At 44.9% G+C, this 24,425-nt stretch carries 19 protein-coding genes and 3 pseudogenes; 7 read left to right on the plus strand and 15 right to left on the minus strand.

What is annotated here, in order from left to right; all coding sequences use genetic code 11:
- Positions 1–44: 44 nt before the first annotated feature.
- From Q5691_RS18945 to Q5691_RS18955, 3 genes are all read right to left on the minus strand, one after another.
- Positions 45–1,250, minus strand: a complete 1,206-nt coding sequence (locus tag Q5691_RS18945; RefSeq protein WP_333215138.1) for a glycosyltransferase — start codon at positions 1,248–1,250, stop codon at positions 45–47.
- A gap of 580 nt (positions 1,251–1,830) precedes the next feature.
- On the minus strand, positions 1,831–3,462 hold the full coding sequence (locus Q5691_RS18950; protein ID WP_333346323.1) for a polysaccharide biosynthesis protein: 1,632 nt from the start codon (positions 3,460–3,462) through the stop codon (positions 1,831–1,833).
- A gap of 570 nt (positions 3,463–4,032) precedes the next feature.
- Positions 4,033–5,316: a PilT/PilU family type 4a pilus ATPase gene (locus Q5691_RS18955; protein WP_333215134.1), complete on the minus strand. Its 1,284-nt coding sequence runs from the start codon at positions 5,314–5,316 to the stop codon at positions 4,033–4,035.
- 282 nt (positions 5,317–5,598) lie between these two features.
- On the opposite strand from Q5691_RS18955, the gene Q5691_RS18960 reads away from it, so the two are divergent.
- Complete coding sequence (locus Q5691_RS18960) at positions 5,599–6,768, plus strand: DUF58 domain-containing protein (protein ID WP_333312126.1); 1,170 nt, start codon at positions 5,599–5,601, stop codon at positions 6,766–6,768.
- A gap of 218 nt (positions 6,769–6,986) precedes the next feature.
- Complete coding sequence (locus Q5691_RS18965; protein ID WP_190657273.1) at positions 6,987–7,442, plus strand: TerB family tellurite resistance protein; 456 nt, start codon at positions 6,987–6,989, stop codon at positions 7,440–7,442.
- A 27-nt stretch (positions 7,443–7,469) separates the two neighbouring features.
- Here the strand turns inward: Q5691_RS18965 and Q5691_RS18970 are convergent, their stop codons facing one another.
- The 7 genes from Q5691_RS18970 to minC form a co-directional block, all read right to left on the minus strand.
- Positions 7,470–7,955: a matrixin family metalloprotease gene (locus Q5691_RS18970; protein ID WP_333215130.1), complete on the minus strand. Its 486-nt coding sequence runs from the start codon at positions 7,953–7,955 to the stop codon at positions 7,470–7,472.
- A gap of 270 nt (positions 7,956–8,225) precedes the next feature.
- Positions 8,226–8,828 carry a TerD family protein gene (locus Q5691_RS18975; RefSeq protein WP_333224978.1) on the minus strand — a complete coding sequence of 201 codons (603 nt, stop codon included), beginning with the start codon at positions 8,826–8,828 and terminating at the stop codon, positions 8,226–8,228.
- 12 nt (positions 8,829–8,840) lie between these two features.
- Positions 8,841–9,416 carry a TerD family protein gene (locus tag Q5691_RS18980; protein ID WP_333083448.1) on the minus strand — a complete coding sequence of 192 codons (576 nt, stop codon included), beginning with the start codon at positions 9,414–9,416 and terminating at the stop codon, positions 8,841–8,843.
- 290 nt (positions 9,417–9,706) lie between these two features.
- A complete protein-coding gene (locus Q5691_RS18985; protein ID WP_333215122.1) occupies positions 9,707–9,916 on the minus strand; it encodes a hypothetical protein in 210 nt (69 codons plus the stop codon).
- Between the two features lie 117 nt (positions 9,917–10,033).
- Positions 10,034–10,405 carry a cell division topological specificity factor MinE gene (gene minE, locus Q5691_RS18990; RefSeq protein WP_333215120.1) on the minus strand — a complete coding sequence of 124 codons (372 nt, stop codon included), beginning with the start codon at positions 10,403–10,405 and terminating at the stop codon, positions 10,034–10,036.
- A gap of 206 nt (positions 10,406–10,611) precedes the next feature.
- Complete coding sequence (minD, locus tag Q5691_RS18995) at positions 10,612–11,418, minus strand: septum site-determining protein MinD (protein ID WP_006635273.1); 807 nt, start codon at positions 11,416–11,418, stop codon at positions 10,612–10,614.
- Positions 11,419–11,757: 339 nt separating this feature from the next.
- Positions 11,758–12,567, minus strand: coding sequence for a septum site-determining protein MinC (gene minC, locus Q5691_RS19000; RefSeq protein WP_333215118.1), 810 nt, complete (start codon positions 12,565–12,567; stop codon positions 11,758–11,760).
- Between the two features lie 260 nt (positions 12,568–12,827).
- Between minC and Q5691_RS19005 the strand changes: the two genes are divergently transcribed.
- The 3 genes and pseudogenes from Q5691_RS19005 to Q5691_RS19015 all read left to right on the plus strand — a co-directional run bounded on the left by Q5691_RS19005 (position 12,828) and on the right by Q5691_RS19015 (position 16,920).
- Positions 12,828–13,751: an ADP-ribosylglycohydrolase family protein gene (locus Q5691_RS19005; RefSeq protein ID WP_333346327.1), complete on the plus strand. Its 924-nt coding sequence runs from the start codon at positions 12,828–12,830 to the stop codon at positions 13,749–13,751.
- Positions 13,752–13,937: 186 nt separating this feature from the next.
- Positions 13,938–14,697 (plus strand): annotated as a pseudogene (locus Q5691_RS19010) (Uma2 family endonuclease).
- A gap of 492 nt (positions 14,698–15,189) precedes the next feature.
- A complete protein-coding gene (locus Q5691_RS19015) occupies positions 15,190–16,920 on the plus strand; it encodes an NAD(P)H-quinone oxidoreductase subunit 4 (RefSeq protein WP_333346330.1) in 1,731 nt (576 codons plus the stop codon).
- A 195-nt stretch (positions 16,921–17,115) separates the two neighbouring features.
- On the opposite strand, the gene Q5691_RS19020 is transcribed toward Q5691_RS19015, so the two are convergent.
- Together Q5691_RS19020 and Q5691_RS19025 are read right to left on the minus strand one after the other, a co-directional pair.
- Positions 17,116–18,738 (minus strand): NB-ARC domain-containing protein, encoded by a 1,623-nt coding sequence (locus Q5691_RS19020; protein WP_333346333.1) that lies wholly within the window; start codon positions 18,736–18,738, stop codon positions 17,116–17,118.
- 271 nt (positions 18,739–19,009) lie between these two features.
- Positions 19,010–20,085 (minus strand): annotated as a pseudogene (locus tag Q5691_RS19025) (ISKra4 family transposase).
- 193 nt (positions 20,086–20,278) lie between these two features.
- Between Q5691_RS19025 and Q5691_RS19030 the strand changes: the two are divergent.
- A pseudogene (locus Q5691_RS19030) lies at positions 20,279–20,786 on the plus strand (IS701 family transposase); the annotation flags it as partial.
- 186 nt (positions 20,787–20,972) lie between these two features.
- The gene (locus tag Q5691_RS19035) at positions 20,973–21,470 is read left to right on the plus strand and encodes a 2TM domain-containing protein (protein ID WP_333346336.1); all 498 of its coding nucleotides are present in this window, start codon (positions 20,973–20,975) and stop codon (positions 21,468–21,470) included.
- A gap of 363 nt (positions 21,471–21,833) precedes the next feature.
- On the opposite strand, the gene Q5691_RS19040 is transcribed toward Q5691_RS19035, so the two are convergent.
- The 3 genes from Q5691_RS19040 to psbV2 form a co-directional block, all read right to left on the minus strand.
- Positions 21,834–22,841, minus strand: a complete 1,008-nt coding sequence (locus Q5691_RS19040) for a CHAD domain-containing protein (RefSeq protein WP_333312147.1) — start codon at positions 22,839–22,841, stop codon at positions 21,834–21,836.
- A 513-nt stretch (positions 22,842–23,354) separates the two neighbouring features.
- Positions 23,355–23,693, minus strand: a complete 339-nt coding sequence (petJ, locus tag Q5691_RS19045; protein ID WP_333216837.1) for a cytochrome c6 PetJ — start codon at positions 23,691–23,693, stop codon at positions 23,355–23,357.
- 125 nt (positions 23,694–23,818) lie between these two features.
- Positions 23,819–24,316 (minus strand): photosystem II cytochrome PsbV2, encoded by a 498-nt coding sequence (gene psbV2, locus Q5691_RS19050; protein WP_333216839.1) that lies wholly within the window; start codon positions 24,314–24,316, stop codon positions 23,819–23,821.
- Positions 24,317–24,425: the final 109 nt, after the last annotated feature.

A 24,425-nucleotide genomic window follows, 5' to 3' on the forward strand; every position in this document is an offset into this window, starting at 1 on the left:
TTGTAGAGTTGCGTCAAGTACCTGAATAACTCACTCTACAAATACTAAACATCGCGTTCTGTCCGTACCCATTTAGTTTGCCGCTTGAGGAGAAAACCCAGATACAAAGGGATTTTCCACAGGATGTAAAAAGGTACAGATAACAAAGTGGAACCGGAAATATCCGCCCTCCCGAATTTTGCCCAAGCGCCGACAATGGAAACTAAAATCAGCAATCCTTGTAGTCCTAACAAGACGGCTGGAATTGGGGATGTCCCCAAAATTGCTGCTATTAATGAGGCGGCAAAAGCGGCTAGCCAAATAGCGACTAAAAGCGATAGGGGAGGGACGGATAAGTCGAGGGCGATCGCCAATAAGTCAAAACGTTTTTGCTCGACTGAAGCTGCAGTCAGCCGGGGAGTTTGAGTTAACAATGTCTGTATGTGACCGTGTTCCCACCTGGTTCTTTGACTTTTAGCTGCTTGCTGCTGCTGTGGCAAACACCCGGTGACGTTGGCTTCGGGGCAGAATACTGTTGGGTGTCCGGCGATCGCCAAATCCAAACTCATCTGCATATCTTCAACAATATTGCTGCTAGCTAGGGAAACTGATCGAATTATCGACCAGGGAAAAGCCATGCCAGTACCTGTTAGTAATGATGGGAATCCTAACTTTTTTAATCCGCTGGGACGAACTAAGTTTTTCACAAGAAAAGCTAAAGCAGAAATGGAATCTTTAGGAGTAGGATTTGGTGGCTGTTCCATGAGATAAGTTGCTTGCACGGGTCTTTGTTCAGCAACTGCAACCCTGGCTAATTTTTCTATAGAGTCTGGCTGACAGATGCAGTCTGCGTCAACCATGATGACTACTTCGGGGGGGTCGGATTCGATCGACTGCAAGCCAAAATCCAGTGCGTATCCTTTGCCCTTGCGTTGTGTGTCTTGGCGCTCGATCGCACTTGCACCGCAGTTACGGGCGATTTCTGCCGTGGCGTCCGTGCAGTTGTCAGCAATCACTAACAGGCGGTCTTGAGGTGTTAGCTGTGGCAATATGGTGGAGATGGTGGCGGCAATTCCTGCTGCTTCGTTGTAAGCGGGAATTAAAACTGCTACTTTGGGGCGGGGTGCTTTAGTTTCCGCTGTGGGGTCGAAGCCGGAGAAGAAAGCTGCACTGCATTCTAGAAATAGAACTGTAACGGGAATGAGAAGGATCAGGGCGATCGCCAATAGCACAACATCTATCAATAGGAAGAGTAGCTGATTAATTTCCACAATTATAGTACCTTAATTTAATTTTATTGGTTGCATTCATTGAGTTTATTTAATCTAATTGCACCTTTGTTAACTCACAGCGCCACTCTATCTCAAGTATCATCCTACCATGCCTGCAAAAAATCACCGTTATCACCTTTGTTGTGAGGACTTAAGTCTTCCTAAAACTACTAGGACGATCGTTCTCACTACAAATTAATTTGATTGCGGTTGTGCGATCGAATATGATATCATATCATGTCTATTATGACAATGTTAAGTCACTCTATTTAATTAAACATCAAACAAGCCCAGACTGGAGAAACTAGGTTTCTTTTAGAAACCTGGTTTCTGGGTGTTATATTTTTTTTAATCAACTAAACACTTCGTCGATGTTTAACATCAAATCCGGTTGCATCGGAATCATAAAATCGAGTCAACAGTTAACACTCAACCATTTAGTTTTTCGACCAGCCTGTCAACAGTCAACAGTCAACAGTCAAGAATCATTTCGCTCCTGCAACCGGAATTGATATAACTCATTCATCCCCTGTGGGTGGCTACTCAGGAAACAATCTCCCAACTCAAAATTATGTTCAAGCTACGCTGCATCGGGCATAGCAACAGGTTCAGATTTTTTGGTGGTGAACTGTGCGGGGGCTGCAAATTCTCTGAGATATCTCGATATCGATCGCAAATATCCCACTTCTGCTTGAATCACATCCAGCGTAGAAAGACTCTCAACTAAGTCATCAAACTCATCTGCAGTAACTCCAGCACTGTGCAAGACTTCTTGGTTAAGCCGGCCGCAGATTCCTTGCAGGAGGAGTTGGATAATCTCGCTATAGTCAGCGATTTCCGTTCCGTAACCTTGCAATTTCTTGGGATTGATTCCCCACTGCAAAATCTTCAACAAGTCTTCAGGGGCACTCCACGCAAAAGAGGAAGCAATCACTTCTTTTTCCGCTGCTACAAGAGCGTGCTTGATTTGCACTTCGGGGAAATCTGGATCGATGATTAAGCTTTCCAGCTTCGACACTTGTTTATCTAAGACAGGCAAAGAAAAAGGAGCTAATTCTACACGCACCATGTCGCCTGTATCGTTAATACTTCTAAAAGGATCTTCCAACACATTAATTAAAAGGTGAATGTCTGTAGGTTTTTTCCAGTCAAACTGTCCAAGGAAAAATGGTTCTTCGTATCCCGGCAAAAGTCCTTGAAAATAAATCGGCAGATTTTTGCCTGATTCAAGAATTTTATAAAGAGCTACTTCCAAAGTTTCTGTCGGCCACCCGAGATTACTTACGGCAACAAATTTCAGTTTTCCGGGAACGGACACAATCAGGGAATTCAGCAATAAATGTACGGCTTCAAAAAGATTTTGAGCAGTTACGTAGCGGTGGGGAGCGTGAACGTTGACAGTTTTACCTTGCTCTACTTTTTTGGACATTTGCTCGCAGAACAAGCTATTTTCCAACATATGAGTAAAGCGAACCATCCCGTAAGTGACGCCTCCTTCTTGAGCTGCTTTGGCAAATTGCCATTCGGCAAACTTCTTCGAGGCGGCGTAAACTTCGGTTGTAAAATATCGAGATGTTTTGCCTGTCGAAGAGAAGATGCAGTGTTCTACACCGTATTCTTCGCAGAGTTGAATGACGTGTTTACATCCTAACAGGCTGGTTGTAACTGTTTCTCGGATTTTGATTTCAGCTAGTCCGGGTTGGCGCTGGGCTGCTAGGTGAAAAACAATTGCTGGTTTTTCTACCTCAAATATGTGTTTGAGCGCGTCGAGGTTGCGAATATCGACGGCATAGAAAGTTACAGCACCTTCTCTGGTAAAAAGCGGGAGATTTTCTTCGGGGTTTTGACATCGGGCGTTGTCTGCGGAAATGATTTTAGTTGCGCCTAATTCGAGGAGTTTTGCGATTAAGAAACGACCGACACATCCTTCTCCTCCGGTGATTAAGATGGTTTTTCCTTTGATTTGGCTGGTGACTGCAGATGCGTATAGGTGAATAGTGCGACCGCGCACGTCGCTAAAAGGTTCGCTTTCTAATTGTCCGTCGGCTTGATAGGCTGCGATTAGCTGTGCTGTGAGAGTTTTTAAGGCCGCGAGGATTTCAGGATCTTGGGGTTCCGGGGAACCGGGCGGAACTAGCTGCTGGATGCGCTCAATTATTTCCGCTTTGCTGACACCTTCAAACACTTCTCTTTGGTTAAATGCACTCTTCACTTTTTTTGCTCCTTTAAATTCTAGAAATACCGTTGCTGATAAGCGCGTTGTTAAACAAATTTTCGAGGGACAGAATCTTTAAAAGTCTGCTTGGTTTTAGGATTTTTTCGACGGAAAGCTACTTAATTAGGAAAACACGCCATTGGCTGGGCTTGTAGTTTTATTAAGCCCTTTTGTAACCTGCTTACTTCTGCGATCGGCAAATATCGGCAAAGTCGGAATGTTCTCTATCAAATATTTGTCACTACAACTATATACTTAAATGGCTGAGTGTTGGCAATACTCCGAACATATCTTTACTATTTCTTTGCAATAACCTACGAGTTTTCACGCAATTTTAAAGTTTATGTAAAGTAGGGTCTACGTTTAAAAAACTTAACAATACACTCGACATTATTGATGATAGCATTTTACTTTTTAATTAAAATGTATTTTTGGGTACTAAATATAGTTTTATTTTAAGTAAAAATACGCACAAAAGCCTTAATCAAATATTTCCGCCTGCTAAAAATCTTGTTACTTGATGGGTGGGGTAGTCCTGCAGTGCCTACCCCTGTATGTGTGCTGCTATTAGGCGCGAACGGTGCGTTCTTTTTTGCTGCCTTCAAAGCCACGAGCGTCCCCAACATCATAGCCCCCTGTCCGCAAGCGACGGTCTAAATCGCTGGCTTCGGGAGAAGTTTTGGCGGCTTCTTCGATCGTCACTCTGCCTTCAAGCACCAGTTTGTAAAGACCCTGGTTGATAATCTGCATTCCTTCGTAAGTATCATGCTCCATTAATCGGAAAGCTTCATCATCAGCACCTTTCATCAAGTAATCGTGCATGGCAGGTGTATTCACCAAAATATCGTGAACTGCTACCCGACGGTTGTCAACTGTTGGCAGCAAAAGTTGGGCAATTACTGCTACTAAAGAATCGCAAATTTGAATCCGCATCGCCTGTTGTTCCTCGGGCGGGTAGAGGTTCAACAACCGGTTAATAGCGTTAATGGCGCTGCGAGTGTGGAGAGTTCCCAATACTAAGTGACCCGTTTGAGCTGCTTGCAACGCTGTATTGATGGTAACGCGATCGCGCATTTCCCCGATCAGAATTACATCTGGATCTTCCCGCAAAACAGCCCGCAAAGCCTGCTGAAACTCGTGGGTATGCAAGCCGACTTCCCGCTGGCTGACCAAGCATTTTTTAGAAGGGTGAATGAATTCGATCGGGTCTTCAATTGTAACTACGTGCTTTTGCTCCATCTGGTTGAGGTGGTCGATCATCGCAGCTACAGTTGTCGATTTCCCCGAACCGGTAGGCCCCGTAACCAATATTAATCCCTGCGATCGCAAAATGATATTTTTGAAAACTTCTGGCAACCTCAAGGAATCGATAGTAGGTATTTCCAAACTAATCAACCGCAATACTAGGGCACCGCCGCTGAGAGAATCAAAACAGTTTAGCCGACAACGCACGAAGCCTGGGTAAAAAATTGCTGAATCTAATTCCTTGGTAGTTGCAAATTGTTTTCGCTGTTCGGGGGTGAGAATTTCGGCTAGGTAATTTTCAAAAATTTCTGGGGTTACTTTGGGGTGGTTAGTTGCTACTTGCATCACGCCCCGAATCCGAAATCGAGGTACTTGGCCGACTCGGATGTGAATGTCGGAAGCTCCTGCGCTATGGGCATCTCTGACCATTTGTTCGATCGTACTGACGGGTGTCTCGACAGGCCGCTGCTGCTGGGCTGCGGGGGGCGCACTCGGCGCAGGTGGAGGTGGCGCGGGAGTTGCAGCCAAGGGCGGGGGCGGGGGCGGTGTTCGTCGGCGGCCTTGAGCCTCTGGTTGAAGGGGTGTAGGATTGTTTAATGGGTTCATTTTTTGGTCTCCAGTCAGTCTATTTTAGATTTTAGATTTTAGATTTTAGATTTACTCGACAGATTAATCTGGGAGCAGGAACTAGAGTCTAAAATTTGGAGATCGACCCTGACTGAGTGTCGGGGGCTTGTATCCGTTCTTGGGCGGGGTCAATGTAGATTTATTGCGAAAAAATGCCCGATTTCTAATTTTATCGCTCGCAGCTAATTCGGTGTTAAATGCTGAGAATATTTTACAATTAGGCTGGATGGGGCGATCGAGTAATTAACAATTTCAACTCCTATGAACATCGGTCACAAAATCGCCGACTGGCTCGAAAATCGTGCTGTTACCCCTGCCTACGCGGGTTGGCTGCTGTCGGGGATGACGGTTTTCTTTTTTGGGTCGGCGACTAATACAATGTCTGGGTGGCTGTACGTGCTCAGCGGTGGGGGTTTGGCGCTGTTGGGAGTAGCGGCGGTTTTGCCGGGAAAATCGCTCCGTTCGCTGGAAGTCCGTCGCCGCCCGATCGAACCGGTGAGTGCGGGCGATCAAATCACCGTCGAACTAGAAATCGAAAATCGCGCCCGCCAACCTCAGACTCTCTTGCAAGTGGTAGACATCTTGCCGTTTGTATTGGGAGAACCGGTTGTCCGCCCGATCGAAGTCATAGAGCCGAACAGTATATACAGGGATACATACTATCTGGAAGTCCGGCAGCGCGGCGTCTATCGTTGGCAAGAGGTAAACTTGAGGACGGCGGCACCTTTAGGGTTGTTTTGGTGCAGACGCAGCCGCCCAGTCAAAGCGGTGGCGGTTGTGTATCCAAAGGTTTTGCCGTTGAGCACTTGTCCTTTGATCGATCGCATCGGTCAAGAAGACAGCCCGCAATTTTACAATCGCAGTCGAGCGCAAACTGCTACCGAAGGCCTCACCCGCAACCTGAGACCTTACCGCCACGGAGACCCGACCCGCCTGATTCACTGGCGCACCAGCGCCCGCTACGGAGAACTGCGGGTGAGAGAGTTAGAAGTTGCAGCCGGCGGTCAAGAAATTATTATTGCTCTCGACAGCGCTGCGGCGTGGCAGCCAGAAGAATTTGAACGAGCCGTGACAGTTGCTGCGTCTCTTTACTTCTATGCTAGCAAGCGCCTGTTAAACGTCAAACTTTGGACGGCCGCGACTGGACTCGTTTCGGGCAACCGGGTAGTTTTGGAAACTTTAGCGGCGGTTAATGCTGGGGAAGATGCGATCGATAATCGGTCGAAACTGCCGATAATTTGGCTGACTCAAAACTCTGCAAGTTTAAGCACTCTTTCCCCTGGCAGCCGCTGGGTACTCTGGCCGTTGGCAACTGCTGAAACCGGCGAAAAAACGTTAGTCAAACACGATTTACCTGGTTTGAAAATTCGCTCTGACCGACCGTTAGAACTTCAGTTACAAGATACTCTGGAAAGAGCGCTTAATTATTAAGTAAGATAGACCACGAACAAACCTGTGAAAGAGCGATTAGTTATGAAGATTGACTTGATTAATCTAAAAACTCAAGAACCATGATACACTACAGGAGTGTAATTCATCAACTTAAGGGTCTTACAGGGTCTGGCAATTGCTTGGCAAGTTAAAAGCAGCTTAGATTACTATGACTCCGGTCATAAACATCATATCTCATTCACCAAACAGGAGAAAAAATGACTTTCTGGGAGAAATTAAAGCAGAACGTATCACAAATCAATGATTCTCTGCAAACCAATATTTCCAAGTTTAAAAACAATGATTTTGCTGATGCCTCCATGGCAATATGTGCATTGATTGCGGCTGCTGATGGCACTATCAATACCGAGGAAAGACAAAAAACGGCGGCTCTAATAATTTCCAATAAAACACTCCAAATTTTTCCGGCGTCGGAGTTAAAGCAAAAATTTGATTTTTATTGTGAGAAGCTCTCACAGGACTTCGATTTTGGTAAAATTGAGGCTATCCAAGCGATAGGGAAACTTAATAAAAAACTAGATCAAGGTCGTGCAGTCATCCAAATTGGCATTATTATCGGTGGTGCAGATGGTAATTTTGACAAAGATGAAAAGAAGGTTGTCAAAGAAGCTTGCCATGCTGTAGGCATTAATCCTGGGGAATTCGATCTCTAAATTCAGCTATTTTAGGGTTCTAGCCAATCAATTATTCAAGGCTTTATATCTGCGAATAGCATTGTTCATTGAGTTTATTTGCTCTGCGTGAAATGAGGGAGGCATTAAGCTATGAACAGTATGAACGAGTCCATTGTGCATGACATCGGTCGGAAGTGCAGAATGATCGAGTCCGAGTGTATGTCCTATTTCATGGGCAATGGTATTTGCAATTAAGTTAGATAGTTGATTGAGACTAAGGCTGGCATTGCAAGAAGCATAGAATACTTGGTCAATCCGAATAATCGCCCGATCTGTAACCATTCCCGATTTGAAGCTAGCCACGCCGAGATAGTCAACCGGCTGGCTATCCACGAATATATAAACATGAGTAAAATCTTCGCCCCACTCTTTGCGATCGGGGGGATCAGATGTCAAAAATACTTTGATGCTTCTAAATGCGCCGTAGAGTTTGGAGAAGGCGTCCATCAACAGGGAAAAGATCGCTTCTTTATTTTCGGGTGCGACATCCATTCCTGATACATCTACCCAAATGCAACGGCGAAAATCGCTATCTTTATCCCTTAGAACTCCTCCACAGGAAGGGCAAAACTCCCACTCAGACCGGATACGGGAACGACAGCCCTGACAACGGAGTTTGGGGGGTTTAGTCAGGTTTAGCCGTTGAGAGAGGGGGAGTTTTAGCTGGCGATTGTGTTTGGTTAAGTCTAGGCGATCGTACAGAGACATTGATTCAGTGTCTGATTCCAGCAAGTAGAAAGCATCTAGGTATTGAGCGAGTTGTTAAGCATAGGTTTTCACAAGTTCCTGTAACCCATTAACCTTAACACCGTTACCGATGGCTGCCATTTTCCACTCATCATTATGCTTGTAGATTTCTGCCATCAGCATCCCCGTCATGCCTTTGTATTCAGAACCTGATAGGTTATATTTTGCGAGTTCTTGATTATTAGACGTATTAACCAAACGCACAAACGCATTTTGAACTTGTCCAAAGTCTTGCTTGCGTGCCATGCAATCGTAAATGTTAACTGTGAAAACCAGTTTGACAATTTGCGAGGGAATTCGAGATAAATCGACGAGAATTTGCTCGTCATCTCCCTCTCCCGCTCCAGTCAGATTATCACCTAGATGCGTAATAGCTCCTGAACGGTGGGAGAGATTGCCAAAATAAACGATATTGGTCATATCATTCACTTTGTCATTTCGATCTAAACAAATCACTGAGGCATCCAAGTCATAATCTGGAGCACTGCTAAAAGCCCCAAACAAACCCCCACCGGAGCGTTTTGCCACATCCCAGCCTAATCCGCAGATCAGTTTTGTTAGCCCTGGCGCTTCTTTGGAAAGCGAGATGCGCTGTCCTTTTTGTAGGTTAATTCCCATGTGTTTTACCTTTTAGCTATAGCGATCGAGTAATGCTTGTAAACCACCTTGATAGCCGGCTCCCACTGCATTGAGACGCCACTCACCGTCTTTCCGGTAAAGTTCAGCCATGATCAGTGCCGTCTCTATGGAATAATCTTCTACAAGGTCATAGCGAACAGCTTCCTGTTGTGTTTGGGCATTAACGATCCGCACGAAGGCATTTTGCACCTGACCAAAATTTTGACGGCGTTGCTGTGCTTCATGGATGGTTACAGTTACAAGAATTTTTTGGACATCATTAGGCACTTTTTTGAGGTTGATTTTGATAACTTCATCATCCCCCTCGCCGGCCCCCGTGAGATTATCTCCCATGTGCTGCACGGATTTGTCTGGATCTGGACTTGTGAGATTGTTATAAAAAATGAAGTGATTGTCAGAAATTAATTTTTCATTAGCACCTAAGAGGAACAATGATGAGTCTAGGTCAAAGTCAGAACCCGTGTCTGTAGCTTTAACGTCCCATCCCAGTCCTATGAATACTTCTGAGAGACCGGGTGAAACTTTCTCAAGTGATACCCGTTGTCCTTTGGTGAGAGATACTGCCATGATTCAATCTTCCTCTTTATTAGAAGTGGTTATGGAGGGAGCCGCACTTGAAAACTTTGTTTAAGTTTTTGATGGAAATAGTTGGAGAATTTTAAATCTTAAACAATAAGAATATTAGCTAACTGTGCCGATGTCAATAGGGGTTACAACTCTTAATTATTTTTTTTGTATGAGTACCAAGCAATCATGCCCTGCCTCCCACAGTTGTGGGATCTCAGCTTGGATTATTGTGCTTGTGTATTTATTTTGAAGTCTCGGAACTTGGCTCTGTTTTGTGATGCCCGTGACCATTAGCAGGCCGTTTCCACAAGGCGCTCCGCTGGGAAGTCTCCTGCGTTGCAATACCATCGACTTGTGGCGTCGATGGTGTTGCGACGGATTCCCAAAGCTTGAGCAACTTCGATTTTCTTCATGCCATTTAACTCGATCGCTCGGATGACCTGATGAAGGAGGTATAAATTTACAGTTTGTGCCCCAAAGTCTGCGCGATCGCTCTGCAAAACTGGCCACTAATTGTAGTCTATTTTCTAACCGACGAAAGCGGTTGCTATAGTTTAATTTAAATGCCGATCGGCTCGAATCGAACTCTTTGCCTGACAATAAAATCTCAATCCCTATCACTCTGTAGTGTCGGGGAGAATTTCGACTACATACTCCGGTACATATTCGGGTCGATTTTCGGGCCGATTCTGGGGCAAATTCTGGGGCAAATTCTCCGGTGGATGCTCGATCCTGACTCGCCGGATCGGGAGATTTGCAATTAGTGCTGTGGCCCGCTGGTCGCTCTCCAGCGAGAACTCAGACCCGGTGGTATCGATTTCCACGTAGCGAGACACCACCTCTAGAATTTCTCGGCGCATAGACTCAACCATTTCTGGGCTGAGTTCTGAGCGATCGTGGGCTAGAACCAGTTTGAGGCGCCGTTTTACCTCGTCGCGGCTGTTGTCAGGGGTGCGCGGGAAAAGTCGTTCGAGAAGTGTGTGTATCATGGGTCAGGCTGGTTTGTCAAGGGTTAGGCATAGAAAACGTTATACGATTTTCGATTTTCGATTGGGGAATCACTCATTCCCTAATGGTTTGAAGTTGACCTACAGTTTCATTCTTTTTGGGAACTGGTGTCACGGGGAGAAAATTTGGGCTAGTTTTTGTGATGCGGTCGCTGCTGTTAAAGATCGATCGCCAATATTGCAGCACATCACATAATTTTAGTATTTAAGAACTTGCGGAGGCGAGTAAAAAAGTTTTCTCGACGGGGATTGAGATCTAGAAAATCAACTTTTTCGCCTTCTAAGCGGCGGGCAATATTGTCGAAGGCAGTTCCAGCTAAAGAGGCCGTTTCCGACAATACTAATGGTTCGCCTCGGTTGGTGGAAACGATGACGCGCTCGTCGTCGGGAACCACGCCTAACAGCGGAATGGCGAGGATTTCCCGCACGTCTTGCACCGACATCATATCATTTGCCAGCACCATTGCGGGTCTGATCCGGTTGACGATCAGGTTGATTTTCTTGACGTTGTTGGCTTCCAGCAGGCCGATGACTCGATCGGCATCGCGGACAGCAGCGATTTCGGGAGTGGTGACAATTATCCCTTCTTGAGCCGGGGCGATCGCATTTTGAAAACCTTGTTCAATTCCAGCAGGAGAGTCGATCAAAATATAGTCGTATTTCGCTCCCAACATCCCCACAAGCTGCTTCATTTGCTCAGCGCTGATGGCATCTTTCATCCGAGTTTGGGCAGCCGGCAACAGCACCAAGCGCGGCTGCCGCTTGTCTTTCACCAAAGCTTGCTCTAATCGGCACTCTCCAGCGAGAACTTCTAATGCCGTGTAAACAATGCGATTTTCTAAGCCCAGCAGCAAGTCTAAATTTCTGAGACCGAAATCGGCATCAATTACGGCAACGTTGCGTCCCCGCTTAGCTAAAGCCATGCCGAGATTGGCTGTGGAGGTGGTTTTTCCTACCCCGCCTTTCCCTGATGTAACAACAATAATGCGAGCCATAAGCGATTTTAGATTTATTGGGAATTGGTGATTGGTAATTGGTAATTGGTAATTGGTAATTGGCAATTGATAATTGGTTTTATTGTTGGTTTATATTTAGCAATTATTCTTTAGTAATTTGGCAGCAATCTGTTATCCAGTGAATTAACTCAACACTCACAACTCTCCTTGTAATACTAATTATATATTAATTTGCACTTAATTTTGAAATTGTCCTTTAGTGGCTGATTTAGCCAAGGGAAAAATTATCAAGTGCAGACTTAAAGAGAAATAGTATTACCAATTACTCATTACTAATTCCTAATTACTCATTACCAATCACCAATTCCCAATTACCGATTACTCATTACCCCCGACTAACTGCGATTTGTCAAAATCAGAGGCTCTACCGATCCGAATCCCTTGAGGTGTCACATAGGCGACTTCCGGGAAAAACTGAGCGGGTGAGGTTTCTGGGCCTCTGGCAACATACTTAGCAATCCTAATCACCATCGGTTCCATCTGCAAGGTCATAATCACGCTTTTGGTATTGCCACCGGCACCGGCGTGCACGACTCCCCGCAAACGGCCCCAAACTAGGATATCGCCTCCGGCGATGACTGAGCCGCCGGGATTTACGTCTCCCAAAAGTACGATCGTGCCTGGATGGCGAATTTCTACGCCCGATCGCACTGTCATCTGCAAATATAAAGGTTCCGCCAGGGATTGCGGTTTTTCGGCTGCGGCTTTATTCAGGGAAGAAACCGGAGGCTGCTGTTCTACACAATAGCCTGCTGTAGCAGCAGCAACGGCGGTTTGGCGGCGACTGGTGTGGACTCGTTTGAGTTGCAGTTCCACTTCGGAGAGGGCATCAGCGATTTCTTGTAGTTGGCGGATATCTAAAAGTCGATCGTTCGCCATCAATTGTACTTCGGCATTTGCCTGCCAAAAGCGTTCTCCTGCATTCAGTCTGACTTTTAGCTGCTGCCAAAGTTCAGTCCAAGTCGAGGCCGTGGCTGTTGGTAATTCACTGGTGTTAGTTTCTGAGGGGAGTAGCAGTAGTAGCTGTCCATCTTCTGTTTTAAGGCGGACTTGCATATCAAGGCTGACTTCGGGTGTCGCTTGAGGGGCCGGTTCCGCAGCGGCTCCGGGGAAAACATCGGGTGTCATGGACAGGTCTGAGTTCGGGTATGGACAGGTTAACATCAATATTAGCCTGAGTGGTCATTAGTCATTAGTCATTAGCAGGGCACTCCGCGCGCACTTTAGACAATTATAGGACTTACGCATGGGGGTCTAGAAACCGGGTTTTTTTACAAAAATACTTCGTTGCAACCGACAGATTCGGTAAACAACCCGGTTTGTTCTATCGGTGCATAAATCCTGAATTACTCATTACCAACTCCCCATTCCCAATTCCCCATTACTATATGCAGCAAATAGAACGTTATCGCGGCAGTCTTCTCGGTTTAGCAGTTGGCGATGCTCTCGGAACAACTTTAGAGTTCCATCGCCCCGGAACGTTTGCGCCTATTAACGATATGGTTGGCGGTGGCCCGTTTCGACTAAAACCGGGCGAGTGGACGGATGATACTTCGATGGCGCTTTGTTTGGCTGAAAGTTTGATTGAGAAACAAGGTTTCGATCCAGTCCATCAATTAGAAACATATCTGCGGTGGAGTAAAGACGGACATTTGAGCAGCACTGGTGAATGTTTTGATATTGGAAATACTGTGCAGCAAGCTCTTGGGAATTTTGAAGATACAAGAAAACCTTTCTGCGGTTCTACCGATGTTTGGACTGCCGGCAACGGTTCGATTATGCGTTTGGCTCCGGTGCCTTTGTTTTATGCGAAAAATCTTTTGGAAGTCATAGATAAATCTGGAGAAAGTTCGAGAACTACTCACGCTGCTGCTACTTGTGTGGATGCTTGCCGCTATTTTGGTAATTTAATTGCGGGGGCTGTGAATGGGGTTGCTAAAGATGTGTTGCTTTCGGAAAGATATTGTCCGATTGGTGGCTATTGGGCAGCAAATCCGCTGGTGGCAGAGATTGATGAGATTGCGGCGGGTTCTTTTAAATTGCGACAACCTCCTGAAATTCAGGGTAGTGGTTATGTTGTCAAGTCTTTGGAGGCGGCACTTTGGGCATTTTACAACAGTTCTTCTTTTGCTGAAGGCTGTTTGTTGGCTGTGAATTTGGGCGATGACGCGGATACAACTGGTGCGGTTTACGGACAGTTGGCTGGGGCTTTTTACGGAGAATCTGGTATACCGCAAAAATGGCTCTCGCAATTAGTCGATCGCACTTTAATTGCATCTTTTGGCGATCGGCTTTTCTCTTTATCTAGTTAAAATCGATGTTTTAAATCAAGGGTGACAATTCCCAGGCATAACATAAATAATTGTAGGGGCGGGTTCACCGAAATATATGACACCCACCGACAAATCAGATAAACCCGCCCCATCCCATTCAGAAACTAGCAACTTGAGTTAATATAGATAAATTTACATCAACATTTCTGGTTGAAGGTTAATACAATCGTACTCGAAGCTCCGTCTCTCAAAGCCAAACCAACCGTCACCTGGGAACCCCTAGCAGCTAACTTCGTATTACCCGACGATCCGGTGGAAAATACTCAACAACCTTCTCTCGCGGATGCTCTCACCGATACACGGGGAGCCGCAGAATTTATCCAGCCAGAAATGCTGATTGCCTCTCATTTGGGGTTAGTCGCCACAGTCAATAAAAAGATTGTTGTCAAAGCTCCAGACTGGTTTTATGTGCCACAAGTGCATCCTTTAGCAGAGGGAGTAATTCGCCGTAGTTATACTCCTCATACTGATGGTGCTAATGTGGCGATCGTGATGGAGTTTCTCTCGGAAGCAGAGGGAGGAGGACTATCGGTCAGAGCCACTCCGCCCTATGGTAAACTCCACTTTTACGAACAGATTCTTTAAGTACCTACTTATGTCACTTATGACCCCTACGAAGGTATTTTAGAAGTGCGCTATTTGCAAGATGGGCGGTATGTTTTACATTCACCCAATGAGCAGGGGCGGGTGTGGATTCCACAACTGGAACTATATCTGGGGATTTGGTCGGGGGAAAGGTTGGGACAAACCATGAACTGGCTGCGCTGATGGGATGATGTAGGTAATTTGTTGCTGTGGAGTTGAGAACAAGCAGAGTCAAGAAAGGCAAAGGGCTGAGCAAGAAAGACAAAGGGCTGACCAGGAAAGCCAAAGGGTTCAACGATGGGTGGCTAAGTTGCGCGAATTGGGAGTTGATCCAGATTGAACGCTGATTGAAAGCTAATTTGCGCCCTTAATACACAGGACTTACCCCACCATCTACCAGAATAGGCGCAACCACAGGCAGATTGCCCCTACAAAACGCTATATTTTGTTGTTCGTAAGTCCTGAATCAAAAATCAAAAATCAAAAATCGACAATCAATTGACGTGTGTAGCAATTCGTGACACATGTCTTCGCGTTTATCTAGGGTGTGTCATCAATTAAAAGAGTTGACAAAAGCTGGCGAATGTGCGTAGGGTTCGGATCGCTCACTCAAGCTTCAGGAAAACCCGATGACACGGCGCTACTGGCAGCATCAGTCATTTGGTTGGCTTAACCCTCCGATCGCTACTCACTACACGTTAATTCTGTTTTGTCAACCAACCTAATTAATGACACGCCCTACATATAAAAAATATTTATGAATAAATCTTAAGTTTTAATTAAATTTAGTATTATAATTTTGGTAACTTCCAACTAAGTATTTATTCTCACTATGATAGCGGATCAATTTCCTTGGCTGACCGCAATTGTCATCCTACCCCTGGTAGCTTCCCTCGCGATCCCTTTTCTGCCGGATACAGACGGCAAAACCGTGCGCTGGTATGCCCTAGTCGTAGGTATTGCAGATTTTGTATTAATGTGCTGGGTGTTTTGGACTCATTACGATCCGAGCATCTCTACTTTCCAAATCGTCGAGCAATATTCCTGGATACCTTCTTTAGGCCTCAACTGGTCTGTTTCCGTTGACGGACTGTCAGTTCCGTTGGTACTGTTGGCGGGATTGGTGACGACGCTATCAATCTTTGCAGCCTGGGAAGTCGATCGCAAGCCACGACTCTTCTACTTCCTAATGCTGGTGATGTACTCCGCACAAATAGGAGTGTTCGTCGCCCAAGACATCATGCTGCTGTTCATTGTCTGGGAACTCGAACTAATTCCGGTGTACCTGCTAATCTCGATTTGGGGCGGACAAAACCGTCGCTACGCAGCTACCAAATTCTTGATTTACACCGCAGGCGCTTCCATCTTTATTTTGATAGCTGCCTTAGCAATGGCATTCTACGGCGGAGGCACCCCCACCTTCGACATGGTAGAACTAGGCTTGAAGGACTACCCACTGGGTTTAGAATTATTCCTTTATGCGGGATTGCTGATTGCCTTCGGTGTGAAACTGGCGATTTTCCCCTTCCACACTTGGCTACCGGATGCCCACGGTGAAGCATCTTCTCCCGTATCGATGATTCTGGCCGGCGTATTGCTGAAAATGGGCGGATACGGACTGATTCGCCTGAATTTGGAACTTCTTCCCCAAGCACACGTTTACTTTGCACCGATTATGGCGGTGCTCGGCGTAGTCAATATTATCTACGGCGCGCTGAATTCCTTCGGCCAATCGAACATGAAGCGCCGCTTAGCGAATTCGTCGATTTCTCACATGGGATTCGTGTTGTTGGGTATTGCTTCCTTCACTGATTTGGGAATCAACGGGGCGCTGTTGCAAATGATTTCCCACGGTTTAATCGCCTCCGTATTGTTTTTCCTGGCTGGCGTTACTTACGATCGCACCCATACAATGATCATGGACGAGATGGGCGAGATTGGGAAAGTTATGCCGAAAGTGTTTGCCTTGTTTACCGCAGGCGCGATGGCATCTTTGGCACTCCCCGGCATGAGCGGTTTTGCTAGCGAACTCTCAGTGTTTGTGGGCGTCGCAACTAGCGATATGTACAGCGGTTCTTTCCGCGCGGTGACAGTGTTCCTGGCTGCTGTAGGACTGATTTTGACGCCGATTTATTTGCTCTCGATGCTGCGACAGTTATTTTACAACTGTGGCACCCTAGCTGCTTGCGACCTTGAGGATCTAAATCTGCAGAATCAGAGAAACAATCTGGATGAAGCGGTTTGTTTTGGTAATAGTTGCGTTTTGCCTGGTGATGCACCGTTTATTGATGCTAAACCTCGGGAAGTGGCGATCGCATTTTGCTTTTTGATACCGATTGTCGGCATTGGTTTTTATCCCAACATGGCGATGCAAGTCTACGATGCCAAGACTGTCGCAGTCAACGCAGAAGTCCGCCAATCTTACATCCAAATTGCTCAACAAAATCCTCGGATTTATGCGAATCAACTTTTGGTTCCCAAAATTGCTCAAGCTCAAAAATCGCCTGCTTTGGACAAAATTACAGGGTCTGAATCTGCATCGGTTTTTGGCATTGTCAAATAATTTTATCGAACTCTGTTTGTTTTGAAAATTGGGCGATCGCTTTTGTCAAAGGGCGATCGCCTTTTTGTTAGAAATGAGAATTAAATAACTTCCACTTTTGAAAGTGGGATGGGCGTCCCGCCCGTCCTTTTTCGACGGGCGGGACGCCCATCCCACAATAACAATTAAAATTGTAAGTTATTTAATTCGCGATCCTTAGCACTGAATTTCTGAAATAATCTGCGCCAAATTCTCCCTAGCATATCCCACCTCAAGAATCGATTTATCATCGAGATCAGAGGCTACTTTATTCAAGATATTTAGCGGTTCTTCAAAGCCTGTCGTCTTCACAAACAAAACTTGCAACCTATTTTTTACTAATGCTAAAATAGAGCGACTTGGTTCGCCTTTATCCCCTTTCCGTTTAGCAATGTTGATGCTCAATGTGTGAGTTTTCAACAGCCGCATCCTTTCTATTCCTTGGGTCTTAACCGTCTCCAAAACCTCCGCTCGAATCTGATCGACTAATCTATCCGTCACATATTGCACGATCAAAGGCTGAAGCAGAAAAACAGTTTCCCCGCCCTCACTAATTTTGTCAATCAGCGAGCGACGACCCAGAGAATCGAGATTTTTTAGCAAATCCGAAAGCGATGAATTGGCGAACATCTGCTCTCGTAAAGTTGCTAGGGAAATCTGGCTTTGAGCAATAGCAATCCAGTAGGCAATATCTTGTTCGGAACTCGACATTCGATCGAACTGCTGCGCCAGCAAATTGCTGATATGTTCTTCAATAAATAACGCCGTTGCTTCCAAAAGCTTTAAAACATTTCCCTCGAAAAACTCGTTAATTGTTGTCGCTACAATCTTTAATGCTAACAGATTGCCTCCGTACCGGGATAACAAGATTTCCAACTCTTGATCTTGAGGCGACAAACCTTTTTCTTGGAAAATTTCCCGCGCTATTTCCTCGGAAATAGCAGGTTTTAAAGACCGCACTTTTTCTCCCGCCAGCAAAGCCAGTTCTGTAGGTTCTTCCGAACTAACTAGCAGTAAACAGCTATTGTGATTGACCTCACACAGCCGCACAATTAAATCTCGATATCCTTCGCAGCCTTCGCGGTAGTGTCCCGCTAATTCTTCTGGTCTGAGAACCGCTTCAAAATCGTCTAAAATTACCAGACAGCGGTGTTTCCGCAGATACTCGACCAAGCGCGAAATTTTGCTGTTGAGGTCGATGGGTACATCGGGTTTTTGTTGGTGAGAAAAAAGTTGAATTAAGCTTCCTAGGAAGTCGGATGGTGTTGGTGTCGATCGCAGCGATCGCCAAATCACAAAATCAAACTCATTCTGTACCTGTTTTGTCAACTGCACCGACAGAGTTGTTTTGCCGCTACCTGCCAAACCAAGCAGCGCTACCACGCGACAATTATCTGATACAATCCACTGCTTTAAAGTAGTTAATTCTTCAGTCCGTCCGTAAAAAACCGAAACATCCGGTGCTTGGCCCCAATCTTCCTGTCGGTGTCCAATCGCCATCTTCAATAGAGAGCCTTTACCTCCACTAAAAGCGCTCGTTCCCTGATCGATGTGGTATGAAAACAGCAACTGATGCCTCAATTCCGAAAGCTTTCCAGGGCCGTTCCCCCCGATCTGAAACTTTTTGTAAACTTCGCCGAGTCTTTTGCGAACGGCGATGTCGCTAATGCCAAGCTTTGTGGCGATGGTCGCTGTAGATTGACCGTCGAGAGCCATAAACACAGTTTCTAACTCGGCATCTGTGACACCGCGCTGTTTGGCGATCGTTTGCACAAAGTTTTGAGGAATCGGAGTAGTCAAGGTAGGAATCTCGCCTATACTAAAAATCTATCTTCTATTATATTGTGTGAGTTATCGCAGGCGAGCAATTGAATCGAATCTACTAACGTTCAGCTTGCTTTTTGTTGTTTGGGCAGTTTTAGATATTTATACCCAATTATCGATTGTGATACAAGTTTAAAAAAATGCAACTCTAGGCCCGTGCTCCAAACCAATACACAATCAGTCATTCTCAATTATTTAACCCTTTAATCTAAGATGGTATGAGAAAGGGGAGCATCCCGCTTTTTAACTAAGCAGAAATACCGATCTTGATGTCGTTATTTAAATATGCACATCTCAGTCTTAAAATTTGAGGCACATTTTTTTCGTTCCACTGTGCACCTACAATCTTAATTCTTGCTCCAATCTGTTTAATTAAAGACTCTACAGCTCCCGAACCAATATCAATACCCTGAATAAAGATAATTTTGGTAATCTGGGATTCTTGACTGATGTTTTCGGAGATAATTCTGGAAATTTTTACTTTCTTTAGCTCTAACTCCTATAAATTCAGCTATAGCTTCTATTGTTGCTCCTTGCCACAGTTGGTTCTTCGCTCTCCTCAATCGTTTGAGCGAACCTCCTACTCTATGTAGATTTTCTATTCCCCTGATACCAATCGAGTACCTCTCTTCTTTTCTCAAGAGTCCCAATTTGCTTAAACAGATTCCACACCCCATCATGACCATCCCCCAAGCAGGTTATCGCTTCACTTTGAGGTTGCCTATTTACCCATGCCACTAAATCTGGATTATTTTGGAAAAAAGCTGCCCCTACAAAGGCGATGTACCTTAACCGCCTTATAGTTCCTCCAGATACTTTCTTCTCCTTCATGAGTTCTCAGTCTGACATTTCCTGCGTCTATACTCAATGCTTCTACTTGCTCCGTAGCTTGAGCCGAGGAGAATTCGTAACGCTCTAATAGTCGATGTTGTGTACTGTGCGGTACATAAATTCCTGTCAACATTTTGAGGTCTCTCTCGGCATTGGCAAAAGATTCATTTCCCACTAATAATAAACAACATTTTTCCAAATTAAAACTCAGACGACTTCCCTTCTTTATTCCCAGCCTTTGGGCTTGTTTACTCGATATAGTTATTTCTCCTACACAACTTTTTATGGTTCTTTTTCTACCCGAACCTTTTCCCCCCGCCGAGTGAAAAAAAAAACGCTAATTTCTGGTGCTACTGTCTCAATTAAATGTTCTCTCACACTCAGTTCTACGGATTCAAAGCTTTGTAGATTGTCTACTGGGGTATTCTTATAAAGGATCTCTGCTATTTCTTGGAGATTTATTTTGATCTTCTGCTGTTCTTCTGGGGTCATGCGAACTTGGATTATGGTAATTTATCTGCTTTCTATAGCAAGTCTATTTGAGTTGTGAATGTAGAACAACCTGAAACGCTTGTGATGATTGAATCGATTGTTTACAAATCAAATGGTTTTGCTATATTATGCCATCAGCTTAGCCAGACAATAGTCTGAGTATTTATACTGACTGCAAAAGTGGGATGCTCCCATACAACTCGCTCTAGAAAGACCGAGAACAGTATGGGTAGCAATTCAAGAAGTCGAGTTATCAAAATGCACAGGTAAGAAAGTAATAGCCATCGTCATGAATGCAGAGACTTTCGATACCGCGACTGAAATAGATTATTTGATGAGTAATTTTGACTTATCAACAGCTACAGAGGAGTGGATAGTAAAAACTTATTCACAAAGAAATTGGGTCGAAGTTTTCTATCGGGAAGCCAAGGGCTGCTTGGGGTTAAATGAATATCAAGTCAGAGATGAAAGCAGCCTTAAAAGACATTTTATTATGGTGTTTTGTGCCTACACTTTCATTTTGTGGCATACCTTAACAGGAGGATTAAGGCGCAGATGGGCAAACAAACCTTTAAACACTTTTACGCTATGCACTCGAAGCATTTCGGACAGCCATATCTTTTAGGTTTGTGAAATGGTTGAACCAAAATTGGGACGTATTCTCCGCTTATAAAGCCAGTTTAGGCTTTGTTTGGGCTTAAAATTTGTTTAAGTCCCGTTAGTTGCAATTTGGGGAAATATATCGGTTCTTCGATTTCCCCTCCCATAGTCAGGAGTCTCGCTCACTCAAATGTCCGGGTGTTGAAATCCGCCAATGTCACTACCTGTCGTTTAACTGCGTCTATATCTATCATAGAAAGGATGTGAGAAATTATCGGAAACCTGTTATGGCGACAAATGAAAGTCAAATAAATCACATTTACGGTTCAGAGGATGCTCAGGGTATTTTACAGCTTGCGATCGCGCGGCGACAGGATGAAGGGGAATTATCCAGAGTGCAGCTTTTCGAGATTGCAGCGGAATTGGGCATTTCCGAACAGGATATTGTAGCGGCGGAACAGCAATGGTTAGCAAGTAGAGGAGAATTTCAAGAAAAGCTGGTTTTTAACTCTTACCGTCGTCGCAAATTGCAGAAAAATGTGACAAAGTACGCAATTATCAATACTTTTCTAGTTTTGTTTAACCTAGCAGGTTCGCACGAGCTTTCTTGGTCACTGTTCATTTTACTCACGTGGGGCTTGGGATTGTCGCTGAATGCTTGGAATGTTTATCAAACTGAAGGGGAAGATTACGAAGAAGCGTTTCAGCGGTGGCGGTTGAAGAAACAAGTGGGAGAATCTATTGGTACTGTGACGAATAAGTTTATGAAGTGGTTGCAGTCGTGACTTGGTATGGTAAAAAACGCTATCGTCCTTTCTTTTACTTCACCTGGTGAAGTAATTCGGATTTTAACTCGTTATATCAATTCCGGTTATACCGGAATGATTATTGACTGTTGACTGTAGAAGGAGGAGTCGAAAAACTGAATATGTGAGTGTTAACTGTTGACTCGATTTTATGATTCTGATGCAACCGAAAACGATGTTACTGGAAAGAATAATTGTTAAGATGTTTTCTTGAACCTATCCCAAAGCGCGATCGCCCTTTATTGAGTTACAAAATGAAGGACACTGCAATGCCGTGTCCCTACAAATATCCCTCTTTTAGTCCCTCCCGCCAGTCGATCGCATTCTCTGGGCCCGAAAAACCTAACTTTCCTGGGGCAACTTTCCATTAACAGCATCTTTAACCACAGGATGAATTAAAGCAGATCGCAAACCTTGCCGAATTTCCGAACTCAAATACCGGCGCTGCAAAACCTGCCATTTTTGCCAAGCTGCATAGCGATTTGCGGCCAACAAACCAGCCAACTTCGGCAACTCTTTTTTCAGATCACGCTCGACAAAATCTGTCAGAAACTCGCCTAAAACTTCACTGTCTTGAATATCGCCCAAACATTCCTGAACAGCTTTCACATCTTCGACATAAACTTCGTAAGTCTCGCTGTAAAAATCTCCAAACAGATTCATCAAATAGCGAACTCGCTTAGCTTGCTTCCGCAAATCGTGCAGAATAGTTCCCTCGGCTGCTAACTTCTCTTCGACAGTCTCAGCATTTAAATCATCAACAACTTTAACTTTACCATCCTCATATTCCGTACCCAATAGCCAAGCCGGATGCAGGAAAAACTCACTGACTTGAGGTAACAGTAAATCTGGCAAAACCTCAGCAATTGGCAAATGTTCGATCGCCTGAAACTTCGGTTTTTCCAGCCAATCCTCGATCGACTGCTTCAGCGATTCGTAGCTTTTGTGCTCTAAAATCGCCCTCACCCCTTTCAAAGCCCGGTGGCGCTGTTTGAGCAAATTCAACAAAGCCTTATCCAAAACTTTCTGTTCGTCAGTGGGCAAATTCGGGTAATAGCGGTTTTGGAGACTTTCGAGCATCACATCCAAATCCCTGAGCGTTCCCAGAATCCGCCCCACCTTACCAATTTTACGTTCAGAAGCCTCTTTTGGCCAATCTAAAACCGGAGCAAAACCAGTCACAGCCGATCGCAAACGTCTCAATCCCACGCGCATTTGATGAAGTTCTTCCGCGTCTTTGTCTTTGATAACTTCAGCCTCGTGCGCTATACTTTTGCGGAAATATTTCTCAATCGCTCCAGATGCAGCGTCTCCGAGAGTTTTAACTTTTGCTGATGTTTTTACGTTCATGGCAGGTGTAGATTCCAGATCCCCGATTGACTTTAATTTGGATTTCAAGGCTTTGCTAATAAGGGGTTATATCCTAGCACACACTTTTAATTTTGGAAGCGCCACCACAATAAATCTTAATATAAAGTGCTTGACAATTTATACAAAATCAGAATTTAGCAATCTTCAATTCTTCAATTCTTCAATCCAAAATCCAAAATCCAAAATCCAAAATCCAAAATCCAAAATCCAAAATCCAAAATCCAAAATCCAAAATCTAAAATCTAAAATCTAAAATCTAAAATCTAAAATCTAAAATCTAAAATCTAAAATCTAAAATCTAAAATCTAAAATAAAATGTCCCTCCCTCACCCTTGAGCTAATAAAAATTGGATTTCTGGCGCGCTTTCCCAAATAGGTTAAGATCGCTGCAAACCGATGTTTATTCGCCAAAGGGTGAGAGAGGGTGCGATCGGAGGACAAGTTTTAAATTAAATCAAAACCGCCCAGCTTGTCCGACTTCAATGAAGCAGTTTAGCCTTTCCAGTCTTTCTCAGATTGCGAGAGCACGTAGGTTGCTACATCCTCGATTTGTTCGGGCTTCAAGCGGCCGGCGAAAGCAGGCATAGCATTTTTGCCCTTAGTTACCTGAGTGGTAATAGCTTCCAGAGAATTCATGCCGTACTTCTCAAGAGCTTCCTTTTTCAAGGTTTTCATAGCCATAACCACGTTGCCGCCACCGATGTGACAAGCAGCACAGTTGGAGCTAAAGATTTTAGCTCCGTTAGCGGCATCTCCTGCCAAAGCAGGGCGGCCAAAGCCGACGGTAAAAATTGCGATCGCTAACAGGGCGATCGATAAGAGTCTTTTCAACGCAGTTCTCCTCTAATGGACACGCAAAGGGTGATTCTTTAGATATTTTACCTGTTAAAACAGGCGCGATCGCGCAGTCGTATCGCCTTCTTCCGAGTAATTTACCACTTTTTGGCAGTGGCCATTCAACTCTCAAAATTCTCCACGCCCCAGCCCGGAGCTTTCTGAGCAGCCCGGATCACAAAAGCAGCTAAATTTTCAATCTCAGCCTGTGGCATCCAGCTTTCCGGCACTTGGCGGCACCAAAAAGTCTCCTCAGTACCGTCATAAGTCATCGGTTCTCTCAGATACCCCACCAGACTATTGATGTTGTTGCGGGGAGGCGTTGCCCCCTTGAGATCAGACAAAGACAGAGATATCGTCGGATCAGGCAAATTAGCTCCTCCGACGTGACAATTCAAGCAATTTTGCTCGAACAATACCTTGCCCGCAGACAAATCCTGAGCCGAAAACAAGCGAGTATGTCCCTCAGAGTCCAACTCCAGAGCCACAGGTTCGCTGGCTTGTAAATACCTATTCACGTAAGAATCGGCAGCAGCCAAAACAGGTTGAGGAGCCAACAGCACGGGCAAAATAATTAACATCCCCAACAGAAAGCAGACAAAAGCACCACGACGCAGCATGAGGGACTACAACCTTTTGCGATAATCAATGAGCCGGAGGTAAATTTTAGATTTCAGATTTTAGAGCGAAAAACCACCAGCCAGCAATTATTGCCGAACTTCAGCCCTC

The organism is Microcoleus sp. w1-18aA5 (assembly GCF_036701705.1).
In the GTDB taxonomy this organism is placed as follows: Bacteria; Cyanobacteriota; Cyanobacteriia; order Cyanobacteriales; family Microcoleaceae; genus Microcoleus.

Coding starts and splice junctions, on each gene's coding strand:
- Q5691_RS18960 (WP_333312126.1), top strand. CDS start 5,599: ATGAACATCGGTCACAAAATCGCCGACTGGCTCGAAAATCGTGCTGTT.
- psbV2 (WP_333216839.1), bottom strand. CDS start 24,316: ATGCTGCGTCGTGGTGCTTTTGTCTGCTTTCTGTTGGGGATGTTAATT.
- Q5691_RS18980 (WP_333083448.1), bottom strand. CDS start 9,416: ATGGCAGTATCTCTCACCAAAGGACAACGGGTATCACTTGAGAAAGTT.
- Q5691_RS18955 (WP_333215134.1), bottom strand. CDS start 5,316: ATGAACCCATTAAACAATCCTACACCCCTTCAACCAGAGGCTCAAGGC.
- Q5691_RS18975 (WP_333224978.1), bottom strand. CDS start 8,828: ATGGGAATTAACCTACAAAAAGGACAGCGCATCTCGCTTTCCAAAGAA.
- minE (WP_333215120.1), bottom strand. CDS start 10,405: ATGATACACACACTTCTCGAACGACTTTTCCCGCGCACCCCTGACAAC.
- minC (WP_333215118.1), bottom strand. CDS start 12,567: ATGACACCCGATGTTTTCCCCGGAGCCGCTGCGGAACCGGCCCCTCAA.
- Q5691_RS19035 (WP_333346336.1), top strand. CDS start 20,973: ATGGCGACAAATGAAAGTCAAATAAATCACATTTACGGTTCAGAGGAT.
- minD (WP_006635273.1), bottom strand. CDS start 11,418: ATGGCTCGCATTATTGTTGTTACATCAGGGAAAGGCGGGGTAGGAAAA.
- Q5691_RS19040 (WP_333312147.1), bottom strand. CDS start 22,841: ATGAACGTAAAAACATCAGCAAAAGTTAAAACTCTCGGAGACGCTGCA.
- Q5691_RS19005 (WP_333346327.1), top strand. CDS start 12,828: ATGCAGCAAATAGAACGTTATCGCGGCAGTCTTCTCGGTTTAGCAGTT.
- Q5691_RS19015 (WP_333346330.1), top strand. CDS start 15,190: ATGATAGCGGATCAATTTCCTTGGCTGACCGCAATTGTCATCCTACCC.
- Q5691_RS18965 (WP_190657273.1), top strand. CDS start 6,987: ATGACTTTCTGGGAGAAATTAAAGCAGAACGTATCACAAATCAATGAT.
- Q5691_RS18970 (WP_333215130.1), bottom strand. CDS start 7,955: ATGGATGTCGCACCCGAAAATAAAGAAGCGATCTTTTCCCTGTTGATG.